This is a genomic window from Scopulibacillus darangshiensis (assembly GCF_004341035.1).
Classification (GTDB): domain Bacteria; phylum Bacillota; class Bacilli; order Bacillales; family Sporolactobacillaceae; genus Scopulibacillus; species Scopulibacillus darangshiensis.
Map to the genome: position 1 here is coordinate 20865 of NZ_SLXK01000037.1, position 19660 is coordinate 40524.

Sequence of the window (19660 nt, forward strand, 5' to 3'; positions counted from 1 at the left end):
TTTTTCCTCCAATATTTATGGTTAAGAAAAGTTTACAATAACTTTGGTATATAATTATATAGAAAACACCTTAAAAAACAGCTAAAGTTCAGACTTTTGACCTATCGCTTAGGCATGATAAAATAATAAAAGTTGTCGATTTATAGGATGTCATTTGAAGGGGGAATTAATTATGAATCTTGCACCATTTATTGCTGTCGAGGGTCCAATTGGCGTTGGAAAAACATCATTGGCAAAAGCCCTTTCAAAGGCCTTTCAATGTCATCTTATAAAAGAGATTGTTGAAGATAACCCATTTTTAGAGAAGTTTTATGAAAACATGGGTGACTATAGTTTCCAAACGGAAATGTTCTTTTTATCCCATAGATTTCAACAGCTAGAAACTGTCAGGGAACAGTACCTAACAAAAGGCAAGCCCATTGTAGCGGATTATCATATGTTCAAAAGTAAAATCTTTGCCAAGACAACGCTTAAAAAGGAGCACTTCGAAAAATACAGTATGATCTGTCATGTGCTCACGAAGGATTTGCCAATGCCTAATTTAATTATCTATCTGAAAGCAAGCCTTGAGATGCTTTTAACTAGGATTAGACTGCGGGGACGCGATATTGAGAAAAACATATCGCCAGATTATTTAAAGCAGTTAATCAAAGATTACGAGGCTTTTATAACTGCTTTTTCAGTGGAACACCCTGAAATCCCCATCTTGACATTTAATGGCGATGATCTTAATTTTATTGAAAATCAAAAAGACTTATCCTACATTTGCTCAAAGGTTAATAACATTTTAACAAAGGACGTTCAGAATGAATCAAAACCATAAACTTACGCTGCCAAAAAAGGCATTGATCACCGTTGCCGGCACAGTGGGTATCGGCAAGACAACCTTTACAAAGGCTCTGGCCAAACGGCTGAACTATCATACATCCTTTGAAAGGGTCGATAACAATCCTTATCTTGAAAGCTTTTATAAGGATTTTAAACGGTGGGCCTTCCATCTGCAAATATACTTTTTAGGCGAGCGTTTCAAAGAACACAAGCGCATTTTTAACAGCCCACACGGCTTCGTCCAGGACCGATCCATTTACGAAGACACTGGTATTTTTGCCAAGATGCATTATGAAGACGGTAATATGTCGAAAGTTGATTTCGAGACTTACACCAATCTTTTTGAGGCTATGGTTATGACGCCTTATTTCCATCATCCCGACCTTTTGATCTTTCTGGATGGCTCTCTAGAAGATATTATTGACAGGATTAAAGCGCGGGGCCGAACAATGGAGAAAGAAACGCCTATAGAATACTGGAAGGAAATGTACGAACGGTATCATGAGTGGATTGAAGGCTTTGACGCCTGTCCCGTTCTCCGTGTTAATATCAAGGATTATGACCTTCTTGAGGATGAGACTTCCCTTGACCACATCATTGAAGTTATACAAGAAAAAATTGAAATAAATAATTCCTTTTGGGCTGATACGCCTTACTTTAATAAATAAACTCGCTGATTCGCCAGTCTTTGATCCTTTCTAATAAATAAATGCTTCACTCATTCATTATAGGACTCAGATTCCGTTATTTACAAAAGTTAACTCAAATTACCTATTGAATGACCGAATAGCGGAACGACAGGCCGTAAGAATCTCGATTGGATGCCCTTCCGACTTAACAAAAAAACAGGTCATCCTGCTAATTTACCGGATGACCTGTTTTTCCGCGGGTAGTCAAGATTGAAGTGAAAACCCTTCAAAGAGTCTCCCGCCATAAGGTTGTAATATATTATCTATGAGTGTTAGAATCTGCTGCTTATCATCATGTCGATAATAGCTGTCGAATGCATCCGCAAACCGCTTAGAGAAAGAAGAATCAAAACGGTCTAAGGCTCTCTTTATCCATTTTCCGGATCCGATCCACTGGCCATTGGTCCTTAGAACGAATTCATGAGCAGCCTCAGCCAATTTACCGGCAATAAAGATCCCTTCGCTCCGATCCTTACATCCCTCAAAATCATCCAGTAGATCTGTCAGGAAATAACGCTTAATTTTCAACTCTTCCTGAGTCCAAGACTTCGGGCCCTTTTTAAGTAAAGCCTTGGCTTCCGCTTTTATCTTTTCTGCAAACCCGTCATCTTTTAAAACAATACCTTCAGACACCATCTGAGGCAGACTGGGCCTTGCTCTTTCACAGTCGTTTTCAAAAAACGCTTGATATGAACGGTCATTATGGACAAAGCATTCGACCGGCCAATTTTTATAATGTAAAGATTCCCGGAAGGATGATGGAAATTGGTTATCAATGATAAAGATATCAAGGTCAGACCTCGGTGTCCCTTGCCCGCGAACGACACTGCCGGCAAGCAGCCCCACCTTGCATGTGGGATAAGCGTGTGCCATATAGTCAAGTGCAACAGCTTCTGCAGGCTCCCTTATCGCCATCCTCCTACTTCACTTCGATCTTTTCGACATTTCTCATATATGGTCTTAAGACTTCAGGTATAACAATGCTGCCGTCAGCTTGCTGATAATTTTCCAAAATAGCGGCAACCGTGCGGCCGATGGCCAAACCGGAGCCATTCATTGTATGGACAAATTCTGGCTTTTGCTTAGACTTAGGATCCCGGCGAAAACGGATATTCGCGCGGCGGGCCTGATAATCTTCAAAGTTACTGCAAGAAGATATTTCCCGGTACGTTTCGTAGCTTGGGATCCAAACTTCCAAATCATATTTTTTGGCAGCAGTAAAACCGAGATCCCCCGTACACATGCTCAATACCCGATAGGGCAAACCTAGAAGCTGAAGCACTTTTTCCGCATGGCCAGTTAACTTTTCAAGCTCATTATAAGAATCCTCCGGCTTAACAAAACGGACAAGCTCAACTTTATTAAATTGGTGCTGGCGAATTAGTCCTCTTGTATCGCGGCCGGCAGACCCGGCTTCAGAACGGAAACAAGCGCTGTAAGCAACATAAGCTTTCGGAAGTTCATCACCAGTTAAAATATCATCGCGATAGTAATTGGTTACCGGCACCTCAGCGGTTGGGATTAAGAAATAATCCTCCTCACGAATTTTAAAAGCATCTTCCTCAAACTTAGGCAGCTGTCCGGTTCCTGTCATGCTTGTACGGTTGACAAGATACGGCGGCAGCATTTCTGTATAGCCATGCTCCTCTTGATGCAGATCCATCATAAAGTTAATTAACGCTCTTTCAAGTCGCGCACCGAGCCCTTTGTAAAAGACAAATCGGCTGCCTGTGACCTTTGCTGCTCTTTCAAAGTCCAATATGCCAAGTTCCGTCGCCAAATCCCAATGCGGCTTTGGCTCAAAATCAAATTGGGGCACATCCCCCCATTTCCTTATTTCAACGTTGTCGTCCTCATCTGCGCCGACCGGTGTGCTTTCATGCGGAATGTTTGGAATGGCAAGCATTAATTGCTGAAGATCTACTTCAACCCGGCGAAGTTCTTCATCGAGGACTTTAACCTCGTCACCAACCTCGCGCATTTCCTTTATTAAGTCATCAGCGTCCTCTTTCGCACGTTTTTTCTTAGCAATATCCTGTGAGACCTCATTGCGCCGTGCTTTTAAGACTTCCACCTTTTTAATCAGCTCACGGCGCTTGCCATCGTAACCCTGGAACTTGTCAAAATCGCTAAGATCCTCACCGCGGTTAGCGAGCTTTGCTTTAATGTCATCATAATTTTCCCGAACAAACTTTAAATCCAGCATCCGAAAATCCTCCTTCTTTTTTTGGGGTCTGACCCCTAGGGGTCAGACCCCCTAATAAATTCAAATAAAAAACTCCCGTCCCCTATAAAAAGGGACGAGAGTTTACCCGCGTTGCCACCCTGGTTGCTAACAATGCAGAAAAAGCACCATTAGCCGCTTAACGGATAACGGACCGTCAACCGAAAATACCTACTTAGTGTTGAAACGGTTCAGTATTTTAACTCAGGGATGGATTCGCAAAGTGGTTTGATCGGTTTTCACCAGCTACCGACTCTCTGGGCAAAACAGCAATGCTACTATTTCCCGTCATTGTCTTCGATGTTTTCTTATTAAGAGTAATTTACATCATATGCAAAAGAAAAGCAAGTTATACTGGCACTTTTTCAGCCTTTTCCTTTACCATGCCAACAAAATATTGATGGAGGCGGTTGTCATCCGTAAGTTCCGGATGGAAAGCTGCTGTCAGATAGTTGCCTTGGCGGCAAGCGACAATATTGCCATCATATTCGGACAGCACTTCAACATCGGGGCCGACTTCCGAAATATAAGGTGCGCGGATGAAGACGCCAACAAAATTATCGGCAACATGCTTCACCTTTAATTCCGCTTCAAAGCTCGCGACTTGCCTGCCAAAAGCATTCCGCTTCACATTGATATCCATTAAGGCAAGATGCGGACCTGCTTGATTTTCAATTTGTTTTGCCATTAAGATCAACCCTGCACAAGTGCCGAACACAGGCTTGTCTTCTGCAAATTCCTTAATCGCATCGAACAAATCATACTTATCCATCAACTTGCGCATCGTTGTGCTTTCACCGCCGGGAATCACCAGTCCGTCCAAGCCAGCTAATTCATGAACGCGTTTGACAACGGAAACTTCTGTGTCTGATGCCTCAAGGGCTTTAACATGCTCGCGGACTGCTCCTTGAAGGCCTAAGACACCTATTTTAAAGGTCATTTTCAAAAACCCCTTAATGGCTGCGGTCTTGCATACGTTGAGATGGATCTAAGGTGGACATTTCGATGCCTTTCATTGCTGTCCCCATTCCTTTTGACAACTCTGCAATAAGTGCATAATCTTCGTAGTGTGTTGTTGCTTCGACGATTGCCCTTGCGAACTGTGCCGGGTTATCGGATTTGAAAATACCTGATCCGACAAAAACGCCATCAGCGCCGAGTTGCATCATTAATGCTGCATCGGCAGGCGTCGCTACACCGCCAGCTGCAAAATTAACTACAGGCAGTCGGCCTTCTCTCTTTATTTGTTGGAGGAGCTCATATGGTGCACCAAGTTCCTTTGCTTCGGTCATGAGTTCATCATCAGACATGCCGGCAACTTTTCGAATTTGGGCATTTACAAGTCTGATGTGGCGAACTGCTTCAACGATATTGCCTGTTCCTGGTTCCCCTTTTGTTCTTAGCATCGATGCACCTTCACCAATACGCCGAGCCGCTTCGCCAAGATTACGGCAGCCGCAGACAAATGGGACAGTGTAGTCACTTTTTTTAATATGATAAACATCATCAGCTGGTGTCAGAACTTCACTTTCGTCAATATAGTCAACACCCATTGCTTCCAAAACACGCGCCTCAGTAATATGGCCGATTCGAGCCTTTGCCATCACCGGGATGGACACTGCATTCATAACCTCTTCAACAATTCTTGGATCCGCCATACGCGCAACGCCGCCAGCTGCACGGATATCAGCTGGAACCCTTTCTAATGCCATTACCGCCACGGCGCCAGCGTCTTCAGCAACCTTTGCTTGTTCCGCATTCACGACATCCATGATGACGCCGCCCTTTTGCATTTCCGCCATTCCGCGTTTTACACGATCAGTACCTGTTTGAGCCATATCTATTCCTCCTTATTTAAGTAAAAAATAATTTTAGTATTTCATTGTTCTTGTTCCCCATTGTCGAAAAATGGAGACGACAATATTATATTAACATGAAAAAAACCTAAAGTACCATTGGATTTTGAAAATATTTATCTTTCCGACTGAAATAGTGGGATTATATCCAATTGCAGACCCCTTTATTTTCTTTCTCAACATGGCCAATCATACATTAGCAGCTGAAATTATTAACGAAAACCCCCTTAACAGCAATACCTGCACAAGGGGGAAATCAATATATCAGAACCAGCCTTTTACCATATCTGCCGCACTGCTAAAGACACCGCTAATAAAATGGCCTGTCGCACGCATAGAAAGTATAAACCAGTTGGCTTTATCAACGCCTTCTGTTGTGACTACAGGAACTTTAACGTCCTGACCATTCAAATAGCTGTATCCTTTGCCATTTTTTGAAGATAAAGTTACATAACCTACCTTTTCGCCTTTTTTAACAGGAGCTTCTAATTTACCATCTTCATTCAGCTTAGACTTATCCAAATGAAGGACAGGCTTATAACCTTTTTCTTCACCGTTTTTAAGCGCGAGTTTAAGCGAATCCTTAACGGCTATTTTCACTTTATCCTCTTTACCTTTAGTTACAGGAAGTGTCTTATGTCCTTTAACGGTTTGGCCTTTGTCCATCACCGTTTTAAAACTAAATTGGTTAAAGCCATAATCAAGCAGCTTCCTTGTTTCGTTAAAACGGTCACCTTCGGAATCCGTACCCATCACAACCGTTATTAAACGGTGGCCGTTTCGCTCTGCCGTTCCTGTAAAACAATAACCCGCTAAATCTGTGTGTCCTGTTTTTAAGCCGTCAACGCCTTCATAAGTGTATTGATGCATATTGGCGCCAAAGCCCGGCAACATCCAGTTCCAGTTTACCATTTTTATCGGGTTGTCGACTCCTGCAGTAAACATCTTAATTGGGGTGCTGGCAATTTTCAGAGCATCTGGATAGTCATTCACAATATTATAAGCAAGCTTAGCGATCGCTCTTGCTGAAAGCAGATTACTGTCGTTCGGTCCGCCTACAGAGGCAAACTTTCCTAGGTCTTTGTTGCTTAAACCCGAGCTATTAATATATTTGGCATTTTTCATGCCTAGTTTTTTGGCAGTTTTATTCATCAGTTTAACAAAATTCTTTTCGCTGCCGCCAATTTTTTCAGCAAGGGCAATGGTTGCACCATTTGCAGAATAAATGGCCATTGCTTCATAAAGGTCTTTGACAGTATATTGATAATCTTTTCTTAAAGGCACGTTTGAAAATTCACGGTTCTGGGAAATAGTATAGACATAATCACTAATGTTAACCTTTGTATCCCAGCTGATTTTACCACTATGTATTGCCTTCATTGTCAGATACTCAGTCATCATTTTCGTCATGCTTGCAGGCGGAAGCATTTCATCTGATTTTTTATTATATAAGATTTGCCCCGTATCCGCATCAACGAGTATAGCTGATTTTGCCTTAACATTGAGATCATCTGTATTTGTATCAGCACTTGCAGATTTTGGACTTTGGATAATTGCCGCTATTGTTAGAAAAAAGATTAAGCAAAAAACAGCGGATTGCCGCAAACGCTTCTTTAAATTCAACCCTTTCAAACCTTACACCTCCGAATGATTTCACACAGTCGCTATTTTACCATAGGGAAAACAAAAAAAATAGGCAAGGGAAACCCTTGCCACAAAATAGACATTAAAGAGAGTAGTTTGGCGCTTCCTTTGTAATTTGGACATCATGTGGATGGCTTTCAGACAGACCAGCATTGGTGATCCGCGTGAACATCGCATGTTCCCGCAAATCATTAAGGGTTCCAGTCCCGCAATAACCCATACCTGACCGTAATCCGCCAATTAATTGATGGATGGAATCACTAAGCAGACCTTTATAAGGAACTCTTCCTTCAATCCCTTCAGGAACCAATTTCTTTTGATTTTCTTGGAAATAGCGATCTTTGCTTCCTTGCTCCATCGCACCTACTGATCCCATTCCACGATATACTTTAAATTGTCGGCCTTGATAAATTTCCTTTTCACCAGGACTTTCTTCCACACCGGCAAGCAAGCTTCCGAGCATCACAGCATGTCCTCCGGCTGCGAGTGCCTTTACAATGTCTCCCGAGTATTTTATTCCGCCATCAGCAATAATCGGCACACCGTGTTTCCTTGCTTCAGTCGCACAATCATAGACGGCTGAAATTTGCGGTACACCAACACCGGCAACAACCCTGGTTGTACAAATAGAACCCGGTCCAATCCCGACTTTGACAACATCGGCCCCTGCTTCAATGAGTGCACGGGTTGCTTCAGGTGTTGCAACATTACCTGCAATGATGTTCAAATCTACAAAGGCACTGCGGATCTCAGCGATCTTATCAAGGACACCTTGTGAATGGCCATGAGCGGTATCAATAACAATGGCATCCACACCGGCCTCAACCAGCTTCTCTACGCGGGTGATAGCATCCTTCGTCACACCAACTGCTGCGGCGGCAAGAAGACGGCCCTGAGTGTCTTTGGCGGAGTTTGGAAATTCAATCACCTTTTCGATGTCTTTGATTGTAATAAGGCCTTTAAGAATGCCTTCATCGTCAACAAGTGGGAGCTTTTCAATTTTGTACTTTTGCAGGATTAGCTCAGCTTCATCTAAGGTTGTGCCGACTGGTGCAGTAATAAGGTTCTCTTTAGTCATAACCTCTTCAATTTTAATCGAGTAATCATGGACAAATCTTAAGTCACGGTTGGTGAGAATGCCTACGAGATGCTGGTCTTCGTCAACAATAGGCACACCAGAAATTCGAAACTTCCCCATAAGATGTTCAGCATCGAATACTTGGTTTTGAGGGGTTAAAAAGAAGGGATTCGTTATTACGCCGCTTTCAGACCGTTTAACGCGGTCAACCTGCTCAGCTTGTTCCTCAATCGACATATTCTTATGAATGACGCCAACACCGCCTTGCCGGGCCATTTCGATCGCCATTTCAGCTTCCGTTACAGTGTCCATTCCAGCACTGATAATTGGAATGTTCAGCTGCAAAGTGTCTGTTAATACCGTTTTAACCGATACATCCCTAGGCAATACCTCTGACTTGGCAGGGATCAACAGTACATCATCAAAAGTTAATGATTCCTTCTTAAATTTATCTTCCCACATGACTGCCACCTCATTTTCCTTTGATATTATTAGTCCAAGCAAAATTTTATTGTTAGCTTATCAATTGGTTAAACTACTGTCAAGACAACCTTTTGATGTTGAAGTATTCAAAATATAGAGGGGTTTTAATTGTGAATGGTTCACGATGTTGGAGTCGCTTCCATCCTTATCAATCAGTTAGTTTTTGCCAATCGTTTCTAAAGCAATGTTATGGAAAAAAGAAGCTTGCTGAACCAATGACTAATAGTTATAAAAACGGTTACCCGCTTTGTTATTATCTTGAGCATGCAAAGCAATACTATTCCCAAGCGGATTGTGCTCCGGATGAAATTAAGCCTGTCTTATTATTCTATGGCATGGTTCAGTTATTTAAAGCCTGCTTATTAACAGTGGACCCGGATTACCCCGAAAAAACCCATGTTCTTGCTCATGGTGTGTCTTCAAGAAAACGAAAGAAACAGAGTTATGGCTTCTTAGATGACAGTGTTAAAATACAAAAATTGGGCTTATTTCCACACATCGCTGAACAATTGTTCCACATGAAACCTTTGGAAGGGCAAAAGGTCACTATGGGTGCCCTGCTTAAAAAAATCCCCGAGCTGCATTCTCTTTTTGAACGGCTTACAGACGCAGGGACACACCGACGCCTAAATCCCGCATCAGATGGAACATATGCCATTTCATCTTTAATACTGGATGATTTGCATGTGACCGGTAGGCGCTTTGGACAGTTTCTAAAATCATACGGCGGTTTTATTCAGGAAAATAAAGCTCACGATCAGATCGTCGTCACATTTAAGGACGAGCCTGATCCTTTTTATTCACCCTTTTTTCATTTTGATGTTACGGGAGACCTCTACCTTCCGAGACAAAAAGAATGTGAAGATCTGACTTTGACTGAACCGCTTGTTCACTATCTTATTTTATATAACTTAAGCATGATCAGCCGTTATGAAACAGAGTGGTGGTATGATCTTCATTTCCAAAGGGTCTCTACGGATTTGTCCTTTATAAAATCCTTTTTGGAGGTGACATCTATAAAGGTCCCTTACCTTGTGGGGCATTATCTCCAAACAATGGAGCGATAATGATAAAATTTTATCCATCAGTAAATCCGGGAATCGGACAGTTCCCTCTCAACTATTTATACATCTAAACCCTTTAAAAAAAGGAACCAAGATTTTAACTTGATTCCTTTCACACTGGATGGCGTTATCGTTAATTTTCTTCGTTGTCTTTTTCTGTATCTATGCCTGTCTCTTTATCCGTTTCAATGGTGATTTCTTCATCTTTACTTTCTTCAAGATCAAGCTCATCTTCGTCATTTAATATACGGGCAACTGTTGCGACGCCGTCACCCTCGTCGATTCGGATCAGCTTCACACCCATTGTATTTCTTCCTAAACGGGAAATGCCGGAAACCGCCGTACGAATGATGACCCCGCTTGTGGTAATAATCATCAGATCCTCATTTTCTTTAACCGTTCTTAAAGCAATCATATCGCCATTCTTTTCGGTTATGTTGCATGTCTTAATGCCTTTGCCGCCCCTTGTTTGAATGCGGTATTCATCAATTGGCGTCCTCTTGCCGTAGCCTTTTTCAGTGACGATAAGAACCTCTTCATCCTCTTCAATGATGCCCATCCCGACAACCTCATCATCCTGAGAAAGGGTAATGCCCTTCACACCAGTTGCCGTTCGGCCCATTGCTCTGACATCGGTTTCTTTAAAGCGGACGGATAATCCCTTTTTCGTACCAACTATGACCTCATCATTGCCATCCGTCAAACGAACAGACATCAGCTCATCTTCCTCTTTGACATTAATGGCAAACAGACCGCCTTTTCTAATATGTGAGAAGGCAGAAAGGGAGGAGCGTTTGGTGATCCCTTTTCTTGTCATGAAAATTAAATAATTGTCCTCAACGAAATCCTCAATTGGAAAGACGGTTGTGATATACTCTTCTTTCTCAATTTGAATTAAGTTGATAATCGGAATGCCTTTGGCAGTACGGCCTAATTCAGGAATTTCATAGCCTTTTAACTTATAGACCTTACCCTTATTAGTAAAGAACAGGACATTATGATGGGTATTGGTTGTAAACAGGTGTTCAACGAAGTCATTTTCATTCGTCCCCATACCCTGTATCCCTCTGCCGCCTCGATTTTGGCTCTTGTAGGTATCTATTGGCATACGCTTCACGTAGCCGTTATGGGTAATCGTTATAACGATGTTTTCCCTTGGAATGAGGTCCTCATCCTCGATCATGTCAAAACCAACGGTGATTTCCGTGCGGCGTTCATCATTATATTTGTCTTTGACTTCGCCTAATTCCTCGCGGATGATCTCCAGGACCTTCTCGTCATCGGCTAAGATTGCTCTCAATTCAGCAATTCGAGCTAAAAGTTCTTGGTATTCATTTTCAATTTTGTCCCTTTCTAGACCTGTTAACCGCTGCAGACGCATGTCCAAAATAGCCTGTGCTTGTTCATGTGACAAGCCAAAGGTTTCCATTAGGCCGGTGCGGGCAATATCTGTTGTCCGCGAATTGCGGATTAAATTAATAACCTCATCAAGATGATCAAGCGCAATCCTTAAGCCTTCCAGAATATGTGCCCTTGCTTCAGCTTTATTCAATTCATATTGCGTTCTGCGTCTAATGACTACCTTCTGGTGGTCAAGATAGTGGACAAGGCATTCTTTCAAATTTAGAACCTTAGGTCTGCCGTTAACAAGGGCTAAGAGATTGATGCCAAAGCTTGTTTGCAGCGCGGTATGTTTGTATAAATTATTTAGAAGGACATTTGCATTCATATCGCGTCTTACTTCAATCACAATTCTCATGCCGTTTCGGTCAGACTCGTCTCTTAAATCCGTTATTCCCTCAATCTTTTTATCTCTTACAAGCTCAGCGATCCGTTCGATTAATTTTGCCTTATTAACCTGATATGGGAGCTCAGTTACAAGGATGGTTTCCTTGCCGTTTGCATGCTGCTCAATTTCTACCTTGGCTCTTAAAATAATAGACCCGCGTCCAGTATGATAAGCCTTTCTGATGCCCTCTCGTCCTAGGATTAATCCTGCGGTTGGAAAGTCCGGCCCTGGAATCACTTCCATAAGCTCTGAGATACTTATCTCGGGGTTTCTGCTCAAAGCAAGAACTCCGTCAATGACCTCCCCCAGCTGATGTGGAGGGATATTTGTGGCCATACCAACTGCGATCCCTGATGCACCATTCACTAGAAGGTTCGGAAAGCGTGCGGGCAAAACAACTGGTTCCTGCTCTGCGCCGTCATAATTATCTTGGTAATCGATCGTGTCCTTCTTAATGTCACGAACCATTTCCATTGATATTTTTGACATACGGGCTTCCGTATAACGCATGGCCGCGGCAGAGTCACCATCGATTGAGCCAAAGTTCCCGTGACCATCAACGAGTTCATAGCGATAGCTAAAATCCTGAGCCATTCGAACCATTGATTCATATACAGCAGAGTCACCATGTGGATGGTATTTACCGATAACTTCGCCGACAATCCTTGCTGACTTTTTGTAAGCTTTATCGGAAGTCATGCCGAGCTCATTCATTGCGTACAGAATCCGGCGGTGAACCGGCTTCAGACCATCACGAACATCCGGCAAGGCTCGGCTGACGATAACGCTCATTGCATAGTCCAAGAAGGACGTCCGCATTTCTTGACTAATATTAACCGGTTTGACTCTTGATTGATCTTGATCTGTCATCCCTAAAACTCCTCCTAACTAACAAAAGAAAAACTGACCAGCGGGCAATAATTCTTGCAGGGCATGTCCAAAAGTGAGGATCAAACCTTTTGAAACCCTTATATATCTAAATTTTTGACATATTGTGCATTCTCTTGAATAAAATCTCTTCTTGGTTCAACCTTGTCTCCCATTAGCACTTCAAAAATGCTGTCAGCTTCAATAGCATCCTCAAGACTGACCTGGAGAACTGTTCGACTAGCAGGGTCCATTGTTGTCTCCCAAAGCTGTGTGGGATTCATTTCTCCAAGACCTTTGTATCTTTGGATTCCAGGCTTTGGATTTGCAGGAAGATTCCCAAGTGCTTTTTCCATTTCCCGGTCATTATAGGCATACTCAACATGTTTGCCCTGTTGAATTTTGTATAGAGGCGGCTGAGCAATATAGACATACCCTTTATCGATCACCGGCCGCATATAACGGTAAAAGAATGTTAAAAGCAGTGTTCGGATATGTGCGCCGTCAACATCGGCATCTGTCATAATAATAATTTTGTGGTAACGCGCTTTCGCTATATCAAAGTCATCACCGACACCTGTACCAAGAGCGGTGATAATTGTTCTAATTTCGGCATTTGATAATATTTTATCTAATCTCGCCTTTTCAACGTTGATAATTTTACCCCGGAGCGGCAGAATAGCCTGGAAGTGACGATCCCTTCCCTGCTTTGCCGATCCCCCCGCGGAGTCACCCTCAACGATATATAGTTCTGAAATAGCCGCATCTTTTGAAGAACAATCCGCTAATTTCCCGGGCAATGATGAAACTTCTAATGCACTTTTCCTTCTCGTCAGCTCCCGCGCCTTTTTCGCTGCTGCACGGGCCCTTGATGCCATAAGACCCTTTTCAACAATCTTCTTGGCTGTTGTTGGATTCTCGTAAAGAAATCTTGAAAAGGCTTCGCCAAATAATGATTCCGTAATTGTACGGGCTTCTGTATTGCCAAGCTTTGTTTTTGTTTGGCCTTCAAATTGAGGATCGGGATGTTTTATGGAAACAATGGCGGTGAGTCCTTCCCGAACATCATCACCTGTTAAATTCGGGTCGTTTTCTTTAAATAACTGGTTCTTTCTTGCATAATCATTAATTACTCGGGTTAAAGCTACTTTAAACCCGTATTCGTGTGTCCCGCCTTCGTGAGTATGAATATTATTAGCAAAGGTATAAAGCTGGCTGGAGAAGCCATCATTATACTGAAGGGCTATTTCCACTTTAATGCCATCTTTTTCCCCTTCAAGATAAATCGGTTCTTCGTGGATAACATCCTTTGTGCGGTTTAAGTGCTCAACATAAGACTTTATACCGCCTTCATAATGGTATTCCGCCTTTTTTTCCTGATCTTCTCGTTTATCTTCAATAACAATTTTAATGTCACGGTTAAGAAAAGCGAGTTCTCTGATGCGGTTAGCCAAAATGTCAAATTCAAATGTTGTCGTTTCTTTAAAAATTTCCGGGTCCGGAACAAAATGAGTCATCGTCCCCGTTTGATCGGAGTCGCCAATAACTTTCAAATCCTCATCCGGCACACCGCGGTGATATACCTGATAGTAAATGTGGCCTTCACGATAAACCTTTACCCATAATTCTTTGGATAAGGCGTTAACAACCGATGCACCCACACCATGCAAACCGCCGGATACCTTGTATCCGCCGCCGCCGAACTTGCCCCCCGCGTGAAGCACTGTTAAGATAACTTCCACTGCAGGCCGTCCAACCTTTTCCTGTATACCGACTGGAATACCCCGTCCGTTGTCAAAAACGGTAATGCCCCCATCTTTCTCAATCGTCACTGTAATGCAGTCACAGTATCCTGCGAGCGCTTCATCAATACTGTTATCGACGATCTCCCATACAAGATGGTGCAACCCTTTTGGACCCGTTGAACCGATGTACATACCTGGGCGTTTTCGTACCGCTTCAAGGCCCTCAAGTACTTGAATTTGACTTTCATCATAACTTTGTTCATTGGCCTGTTGTTGTTCTGCCATTATAAACTCACCTAACCTTCAGAGGTGTTTTAACACCTGACATTCTATATTTTAATCATTACGCCAGATTCATCGCGGATTGTGACCGTCGCTTTAACGTTGCCGGAGAGAAAGGAGAAAGATAAATGCCGCCATCTGTAAAAACGACGGATTTTGTCATTTGCTGCCCGATATCATGCATCACTTTTTTATCTTCCAATGTCATTAACAGAGTTTGATTGCCCAGGTCTTCCTTCATTCGTTCGTAATCAAAAATGGCAATGACTTCGGTTGACCGGATGATTATATCTTCCCCTAGATGGATAAACATTGGAACACCTCATTCTTTGGGCTCTGAAATCTTGCCGCTGGCAACAAAAAATGATGCCGCATGTTTTAACATATTGTGATCAATACCATCAGTATTGGTTGTTGTTACAAATGTCTGGACCTTTTCTTTAAAGGTTTTAAGCAGATGAGTTTGCCTGAAATCATCCAGCTCGCTTAAAACATCATCAAGCAAAAGCAATGGATATTCACCGACTTCATTTTTGATTAATTCTATTTCTGCCAGTTTCAAAGAAAGAGCCGTTGTCCTTTGCTGCCCTTGTGAACCAAATGTTTGGACATCTCTTCCGTTCACAAGAAACTGCAAATCATCCCGATGGGGCCCAAGCAAAGTCATGCCTCTGTCAATTTCCCTTTCTCTCACACGCCCAAAAGCCTCTTCATAACCTTCTTTTATCTTTGACAATTCCATATCTTCTAATACGTCAACGGCACTTGATTTGTATATGATTTCCAAGTCCTCAAGTCCCCTGCTGATGCTAGCATGAACAGGGATCGCCCATTTTCTGAGTAAAGTGATGAAGTGGAAGCGTCTAAAAGTGAGCTCGGCAGCCAAGTCTATCAACTGTTCTGTCATGATGGCAAGCATGGGATCGGACGCTTTATTTCTATTCCTAGACATATCTTTAAGCAATGCATTACGTTGATGCAACACTTTTTGGTACTGGCTTAAATCATGAATATAGACCGGTTGTATCTGACCGATCTCCATGTTAATAAAACGCCGTCTGCCGCTTGGGCTGCCCTTAACAAGATTAAGATCCTCCGGTGCGAACATCACGACATTGCAGACACCAACGTATTGACTCAACTTCCTTTGTTCAAGGTGATTAACCTTCACCTTCTTTCCTTTTTTCGAAAGGATAAGTTCAAGAGGGACCGTACCGCTGCTCTTTTTTAACCTACCTTCTATTTTACCATAATCTTCGTCCCATTTGATTAATTCTTTATCATTGGATGTCCGATGTGAATTAGCCATTGCTAAAACATAAATGGCCTCAAGCAAATTTGTTTTTCCTTGGGCATTTTCCCCCAAAAAAACATTAACTGATGGATTAAATGTTATCGTCGCACTTTCATAATTACGAAAGTGCGACAGTTTTATAGACTCAAGTATCAAAGGGATTCCCCCTGTCACCTCTGTACAATATAATTTCCGATATTCTCTATCGTTATTTGATCGCCTGCGTATAATTTTTTCCCTCTGCGATTGTCCGGTTCATTGTTAATCCAAACGCTGTTTTCTGACAAAAACCACTTAGCTTGCCCCCCGGTATCAATGACTCCAGTATATTTTAACAATTGGCCAAGAGTAATGTAATCCTGTCCAGGAAGAATTTCCACCTTTTCCATCACTGCTGCCTCCTTTTACTATTGATTGCTCGGGTCCCGATATACGGACAAAGCATCCACCTGCCAAAAAACCTGGTGGATGCTAAAATCTGTTATTTATCAACATTTATCTATGCTGGCTTTTTTTAAAATCAGTAAGTCCTGACAGGAAGAATAAGCATAAGGATGCCGTCATCACCGACGGGCCGAATTAAAAATGGCCTCATTGCTCCGGTAAAGCTTATGCGGATATCCTGAGAATCAACCTTGCTTAATGCATCCATCATATATTTTGCACTGAAAGAGATTTTCAATTCTTCTCCCTTTATTTCTTCAGCCTGGACATTTTCAAACACCCGCCCAAGCTCCGGCGATTGCGATGAAATTTCAACCTCGCCAGACAAAGTGCGGAATTTAACGACATTATTTCGTTCCTCTTTGGCTAGCAATGACGCACGATCAATAGCCTGAAGAAATCCTTTTGTCGATATAACGATGTCTGTTTTGCTTTCATTTGGTATTAGACGGTCGGTATCCGGATAGTTGCCATCGAGCAACCGTGAGAAAAATTGCAAGTTTTTGGCCTTAAATAATATTTGGCTTTCCGTAATAACAATGCTAACAGCCTCACCGCTGTTGTCATCTAATATCTTGGACAGCTCGTTTAAACTTTTCCCTGGGATAACAATGTTACGATAAGTTGCGTTCTCGGCAGATTCGACGGCAACCGACCTTGATGCCAACCGGTGGCTGTCAGTCGCTACACAATCCAGTTTACCATTTTGGATGTTCCAGTTTACACCTGTCAACACCGGGCGTGTTTCTGAGGTGGACACTGCGAATACAGTTTGTCTTATCAAATGTTTTAATAAATCCGTTTTGATCGTAATGATATTTTCCTCTTCAATTTGAGGAAGTCTTGGGTATTCTTCAGGATCCAGGCCATTAAGATTAAATTCGGATGATCCCGAGGTTATTCTTGTAATTAAACGTGAATCTGCCTCAATGTTTACAGTATCGCTCGGCAATTTTTTTACAATATCCGAAAAAACCCTTGCTTGCAAAACAATGCTGCCCGGTTTTTCAATCGATACATACTCTTCATCATCTTCTTCTAATGGAATATAAGCCTTAATTGATACATCAGAATCGCTTCCGGTTAAGGTAATGCCATCGAGTCCAGCATTAATTTTAATCCCTGTTAAAATCGGAATGGTTGTCCGTGATGAAACAGCCTTCATCACATGATTAACGCCCTCTACTAACTTATCTTTGGAAATGGAAAATTTCATGGCAAGAGATGTTTCCTGGTTTTGATCCGCAGTATCTTGCATGAGTGTCCCTCCTATATATAATCTTTTTAAAAAAATAGTAGTAATAATAGTAGGTGCTGTGAATTTGTGAATAACTCGTTTTTTTCAAGATGCAAAGACCTATCCACATGTGGATAGGTTGTGAATAAAGTTATGAACGATGCCACAACTTACTCACATATGTGTTGATAACTATTAGGCATGTGAAAGTATCGAAGTGGAACGCCATAAGAGTAATATTGAATTTCAAAGAGGTGGTATATGATTTTCAAAGGTAAAATAGCAAGCTAACCAGTAAATCTTTTGACTACTAATTTTTAATCTTAATGGGTGCTTTAAGCTGTTCGGTAATATCCTGGATACTCTTCTGAAGCTCACGGTCAGATGACAGCAATTTGGATATCTTTTCATGGGCATGGATGACTGTAGTATGGTCACGGCCTCCGAATTCTTCCCCGATCTTAGGAAGAGAATAATCCGTCAGCTCACGTGATAAGTACATGGCAATCTGCCTTGGAAAAGCTATTGATTTAGTTCGTTTTTTAGCCGCAAAATCTTCTAATTTTACATTGTATTCCTCACCGATAACCATTTGGATGTCCTTAATTGTAATGACCTTAGGTTTGGAAGATGGAATAATATCCTTAAGGGCCTCCGCTGCAAGATCAACATTAATATCTTGATTAATTAGTGATGAATAAGCGACAACGCGAATGAGTGCACCTTCAAGCTCACGGATGTTTGTATCAATTTGATTAGCTATATATAACATGACTTCATTAGGCATATCTAAGCCATCCGCTTTGGCTTTTTTTCTTAGAATCGCAATCCTTGTTTCAAGATCCGGGGGCGTAATATCGGTAATAAGACCCCATTCAAATCTTGACCGCAGCCGATCTTCCAAGGTCGGAATTTCCTTTGGCGGTCGGTCACTGGAAATAACGATTTGCTTGGATTCCTCATGTAAAGTATTAAAGGTATGAAAAAATTCTTCTTGAGTTGATTCTTTTCCGGCAATAAATTGAATATCATCTATAAGCAGGACGTCGACATTCCGATATTTGTTGCGGAATTCGACACCTTTATTATCACGGATGGAATTAATAAATTCATTTGTGAACTTTTCCGAGGAAAGATAGACTACCTTTGCATCGGCATTATGCTCCATTACATAGTGGCCAATGGCATGCATTAAATGGGTTTTGCCCAAACCAACGCCGCCATAAATAAATAAAGGATTATAAGCTTTTGCAGGTGCTTCAGCAACAGCTAAGGATGCCGCATGTGCAAAGCGGTTGCCTGCTCCAATGACAAACGTATCGAAAGTATTCTTTGAATTTAGCATGCTCTTTTTTGTTTCTTCCGCCTGATTACCATTTTTGCGGTCAGACTTCTTCTTAAGCTGATTTATGTTAAATTGTTCGTCTTCTGTAATATTTTGCGGAATAATAAACTTCACATCTAATTCGGAACCAGTGAGGTCTTTGATTGTATCCGAGATAAGGCTTGAATAACGGGACTCCAGCCAATCTCTTGCAAACTCGTTCGGAGCAGTAATGATGATGGTATTATCTTCTAATGAGTGGGCTGTTGTAGCTTTCAACCATGTTTCGAAACTGGGTTTGCTTAATTTCTTTTGAATATGGGCAAGAGCTTGATTCCATAGATCATGTATATTTTCCAATTCTTTTCCCTCCTTTTCTCAGTGATTTTATCCACACCATTCATTCGACAAATCATAAGTAATTAAGATATTTATCGACACCATTCACAGATCTGTGGATAGTTGGATTCACACGCTGTTTATATTTGTCCACATTTTTATCCACACCCTGTGGAAAACATTTTTCTATGTGAAAGTTATCAAGGTGATAAAACACAATAATCATAACAAAAAAAACAAGCAGACGCAATGAATTTCGGATTGTTATCCACAAGTCAAATATACTGTGTAAAAAACTTTTCCACAACAGGTGAACTTGTTAAAAAGATGTCGATAACTGTTGGGGGAAAGTTAGTTGGGGATAAAAAATATCCACATCCTGATTTATTCATACCTACGAGATGAAACGAGATTTAAGTCCGAAACCATACTTTTCGTTCCTCTATTGGGAAAAGGATTGCGAAATTCACTGC

16 protein-coding genes and 1 other annotated feature are annotated in these 19660 nt (G+C 41.8%); of the genes, 3 read left to right on the forward strand and 13 right to left on the reverse strand.

The annotated features are described in order from the left end of the window. The first annotated feature begins 172 nt into the window (after positions 1-172). Complete coding sequence (locus EV207_RS18310) at positions 173-823, forward strand: deoxynucleoside kinase (RefSeq protein WP_132747602.1); 651 nt, start codon at positions 173-175, stop codon at positions 821-823. Continuing rightward, positions 807-1496: a deoxynucleoside kinase gene (locus tag EV207_RS18315; protein ID WP_132747603.1), complete on the forward strand. Its 690-nt coding sequence runs from the start codon at positions 807-809 to the stop codon at positions 1494-1496. The genes EV207_RS18310 and EV207_RS18315 overlap by 17 nt, the downstream gene beginning before the upstream one ends. A 225-nt stretch (positions 1497-1721) precedes the next feature. On the opposite strand, the gene EV207_RS18320 is transcribed toward EV207_RS18315, so the two are convergent. From EV207_RS18320 to guaB, 6 genes are all read right to left on the reverse strand, one after another. Then, positions 1722-2432, reverse strand: coding sequence for a nucleotidyltransferase domain-containing protein (locus EV207_RS18320; protein WP_132747604.1), 711 nt, complete (start codon positions 2430-2432; stop codon positions 1722-1724). 4 nt (positions 2433-2436) lie between these two features. Beyond that, positions 2437-3723, reverse strand: a complete 1287-nt coding sequence (gene serS / locus EV207_RS18325) for a serine--tRNA ligase (RefSeq protein WP_132747605.1) — start codon at positions 3721-3723, stop codon at positions 2437-2439. Positions 3724-3810: 87 nt separating this feature from the next. Continuing rightward, positions 3811-4042 (reverse strand) — a binding site (T-box leader). 48 nt (positions 4043-4090) lie between these two features. After that, the gene (gene pdxT, locus EV207_RS18330; protein WP_132747606.1) at positions 4091-4681 is read right to left on the reverse strand and encodes a pyridoxal 5'-phosphate synthase glutaminase subunit PdxT; all 591 of its coding nucleotides are present in this window, start codon (positions 4679-4681) and stop codon (positions 4091-4093) included. Between the two features lie 13 nt (positions 4682-4694). Continuing rightward, the gene (gene pdxS / locus EV207_RS18335) at positions 4695-5579 is read right to left on the reverse strand and encodes a pyridoxal 5'-phosphate synthase lyase subunit PdxS (protein ID WP_132747607.1); all 885 of its coding nucleotides are present in this window, start codon (positions 5577-5579) and stop codon (positions 4695-4697) included. A gap of 282 nt (positions 5580-5861) precedes the next feature. Beyond that, complete coding sequence (locus EV207_RS18340; protein WP_132747617.1) at positions 5862-7220, reverse strand: serine hydrolase; 1359 nt, start codon at positions 7218-7220, stop codon at positions 5862-5864. Positions 7221-7323: 103 nt separating this feature from the next. After that, positions 7324-8781, reverse strand: coding sequence for an IMP dehydrogenase (gene guaB, locus EV207_RS18345; RefSeq protein ID WP_132747608.1), 1458 nt, complete (start codon positions 8779-8781; stop codon positions 7324-7326). Between the two features lie 131 nt (positions 8782-8912). Between guaB and EV207_RS18350 the strand changes: the two genes are divergently transcribed. After that, positions 8913-9869, forward strand: coding sequence for a YaaC family protein (locus EV207_RS18350; protein ID WP_165887005.1), 957 nt, complete (start codon positions 8913-8915; stop codon positions 9867-9869). Between the two features lie 130 nt (positions 9870-9999). Here EV207_RS18350 and gyrA read toward each other — a convergent pair whose 3' ends face one another. The 7 genes from gyrA to dnaA form a co-directional block, all read right to left on the reverse strand. Further along, on the reverse strand, positions 10000-12525 hold the full coding sequence (gene gyrA, locus EV207_RS18355; RefSeq protein ID WP_132747610.1) for a DNA gyrase subunit A: 2526 nt from the start codon (positions 12523-12525) through the stop codon (positions 10000-10002). A gap of 98 nt (positions 12526-12623) precedes the next feature. After that, the gene (gene gyrB, locus EV207_RS18360) at positions 12624-14552 is read right to left on the reverse strand and encodes a DNA topoisomerase (ATP-hydrolyzing) subunit B (RefSeq protein WP_132747611.1); all 1929 of its coding nucleotides are present in this window, start codon (positions 14550-14552) and stop codon (positions 12624-12626) included. A gap of 58 nt (positions 14553-14610) precedes the next feature. Further along, positions 14611-14862 (reverse strand): extracellular matrix regulator RemB, encoded by a 252-nt coding sequence (gene remB / locus EV207_RS18365; protein ID WP_132747612.1) that lies wholly within the window; start codon positions 14860-14862, stop codon positions 14611-14613. Positions 14863-14871: 9 nt separating this feature from the next. Further along, positions 14872-15999: a DNA replication/repair protein RecF gene (gene recF, locus EV207_RS18370; protein WP_132747613.1), complete on the reverse strand. Its 1128-nt coding sequence runs from the start codon at positions 15997-15999 to the stop codon at positions 14872-14874. Positions 16000-16013: 14 nt separating this feature from the next. After that, positions 16014-16232, reverse strand: a complete 219-nt coding sequence (gene yaaA, locus EV207_RS18375) for a S4 domain-containing protein YaaA (protein ID WP_132747614.1) — start codon at positions 16230-16232, stop codon at positions 16014-16016. 131 nt (positions 16233-16363) lie between these two features. After that, complete coding sequence (gene dnaN / locus EV207_RS18380) at positions 16364-17503, reverse strand: DNA polymerase III subunit beta (RefSeq protein ID WP_132747618.1); 1140 nt, start codon at positions 17501-17503, stop codon at positions 16364-16366. 331 nt (positions 17504-17834) lie between these two features. Beyond that, positions 17835-19208, reverse strand: a complete 1374-nt coding sequence (dnaA, locus tag EV207_RS18385; protein WP_132747615.1) for a chromosomal replication initiator protein DnaA — start codon at positions 19206-19208, stop codon at positions 17835-17837. Positions 19209-19660: the final 452 nt, after the last annotated feature.

Bases quoted from the DNA above. Each gene is read 5' to 3' on its own strand.
- guaB (WP_132747608.1), bottom strand. From the start codon at position 8,781: ATGTGGGAAGATAAATTTAAGAAGGAATCATTAACTTTTGATGATGTA.
- dnaN (WP_132747618.1), bottom strand. From the start codon at position 17,503: ATGAAATTTTCCATTTCCAAAGATAAGTTAGTAGAGGGCGTTAATCAT.
- pdxS (WP_132747607.1), bottom strand. From the start codon at position 5,579: ATGGCTCAAACAGGTACTGATCGTGTAAAACGCGGAATGGCGGAAATG.
- EV207_RS18320 (WP_132747604.1), bottom strand. From the start codon at position 2,432: ATGGCGATAAGGGAGCCTGCAGAAGCTGTTGCACTTGACTATATGGCA.
- EV207_RS18310 (WP_132747602.1), top strand. From the start codon at position 173: ATGAATCTTGCACCATTTATTGCTGTCGAGGGTCCAATTGGCGTTGGA.
- gyrA (WP_132747610.1), bottom strand. From the start codon at position 12,525: ATGACAGATCAAGATCAATCAAGAGTCAAACCGGTTAATATTAGTCAA.
- EV207_RS18315 (WP_132747603.1), top strand. From the start codon at position 807: ATGAATCAAAACCATAAACTTACGCTGCCAAAAAAGGCATTGATCACC.
- serS (WP_132747605.1), bottom strand. From the start codon at position 3,723: ATGCTGGATTTAAAGTTTGTTCGGGAAAATTATGATGACATTAAAGCA.
- pdxT (WP_132747606.1), bottom strand. From the start codon at position 4,681: ATGACCTTTAAAATAGGTGTCTTAGGCCTTCAAGGAGCAGTCCGCGAG.
- yaaA (WP_132747614.1), bottom strand. From the start codon at position 16,232: ATGGAAAAGGTGGAAATTCTTCCTGGACAGGATTACATTACTCTTGGC.
- remB (WP_132747612.1), bottom strand. From the start codon at position 14,862: ATGTTTATCCATCTAGGGGAAGATATAATCATCCGGTCAACCGAAGTC.
- gyrB (WP_132747611.1), bottom strand. From the start codon at position 14,552: ATGGCAGAACAACAACAGGCCAATGAACAAAGTTATGATGAAAGTCAA.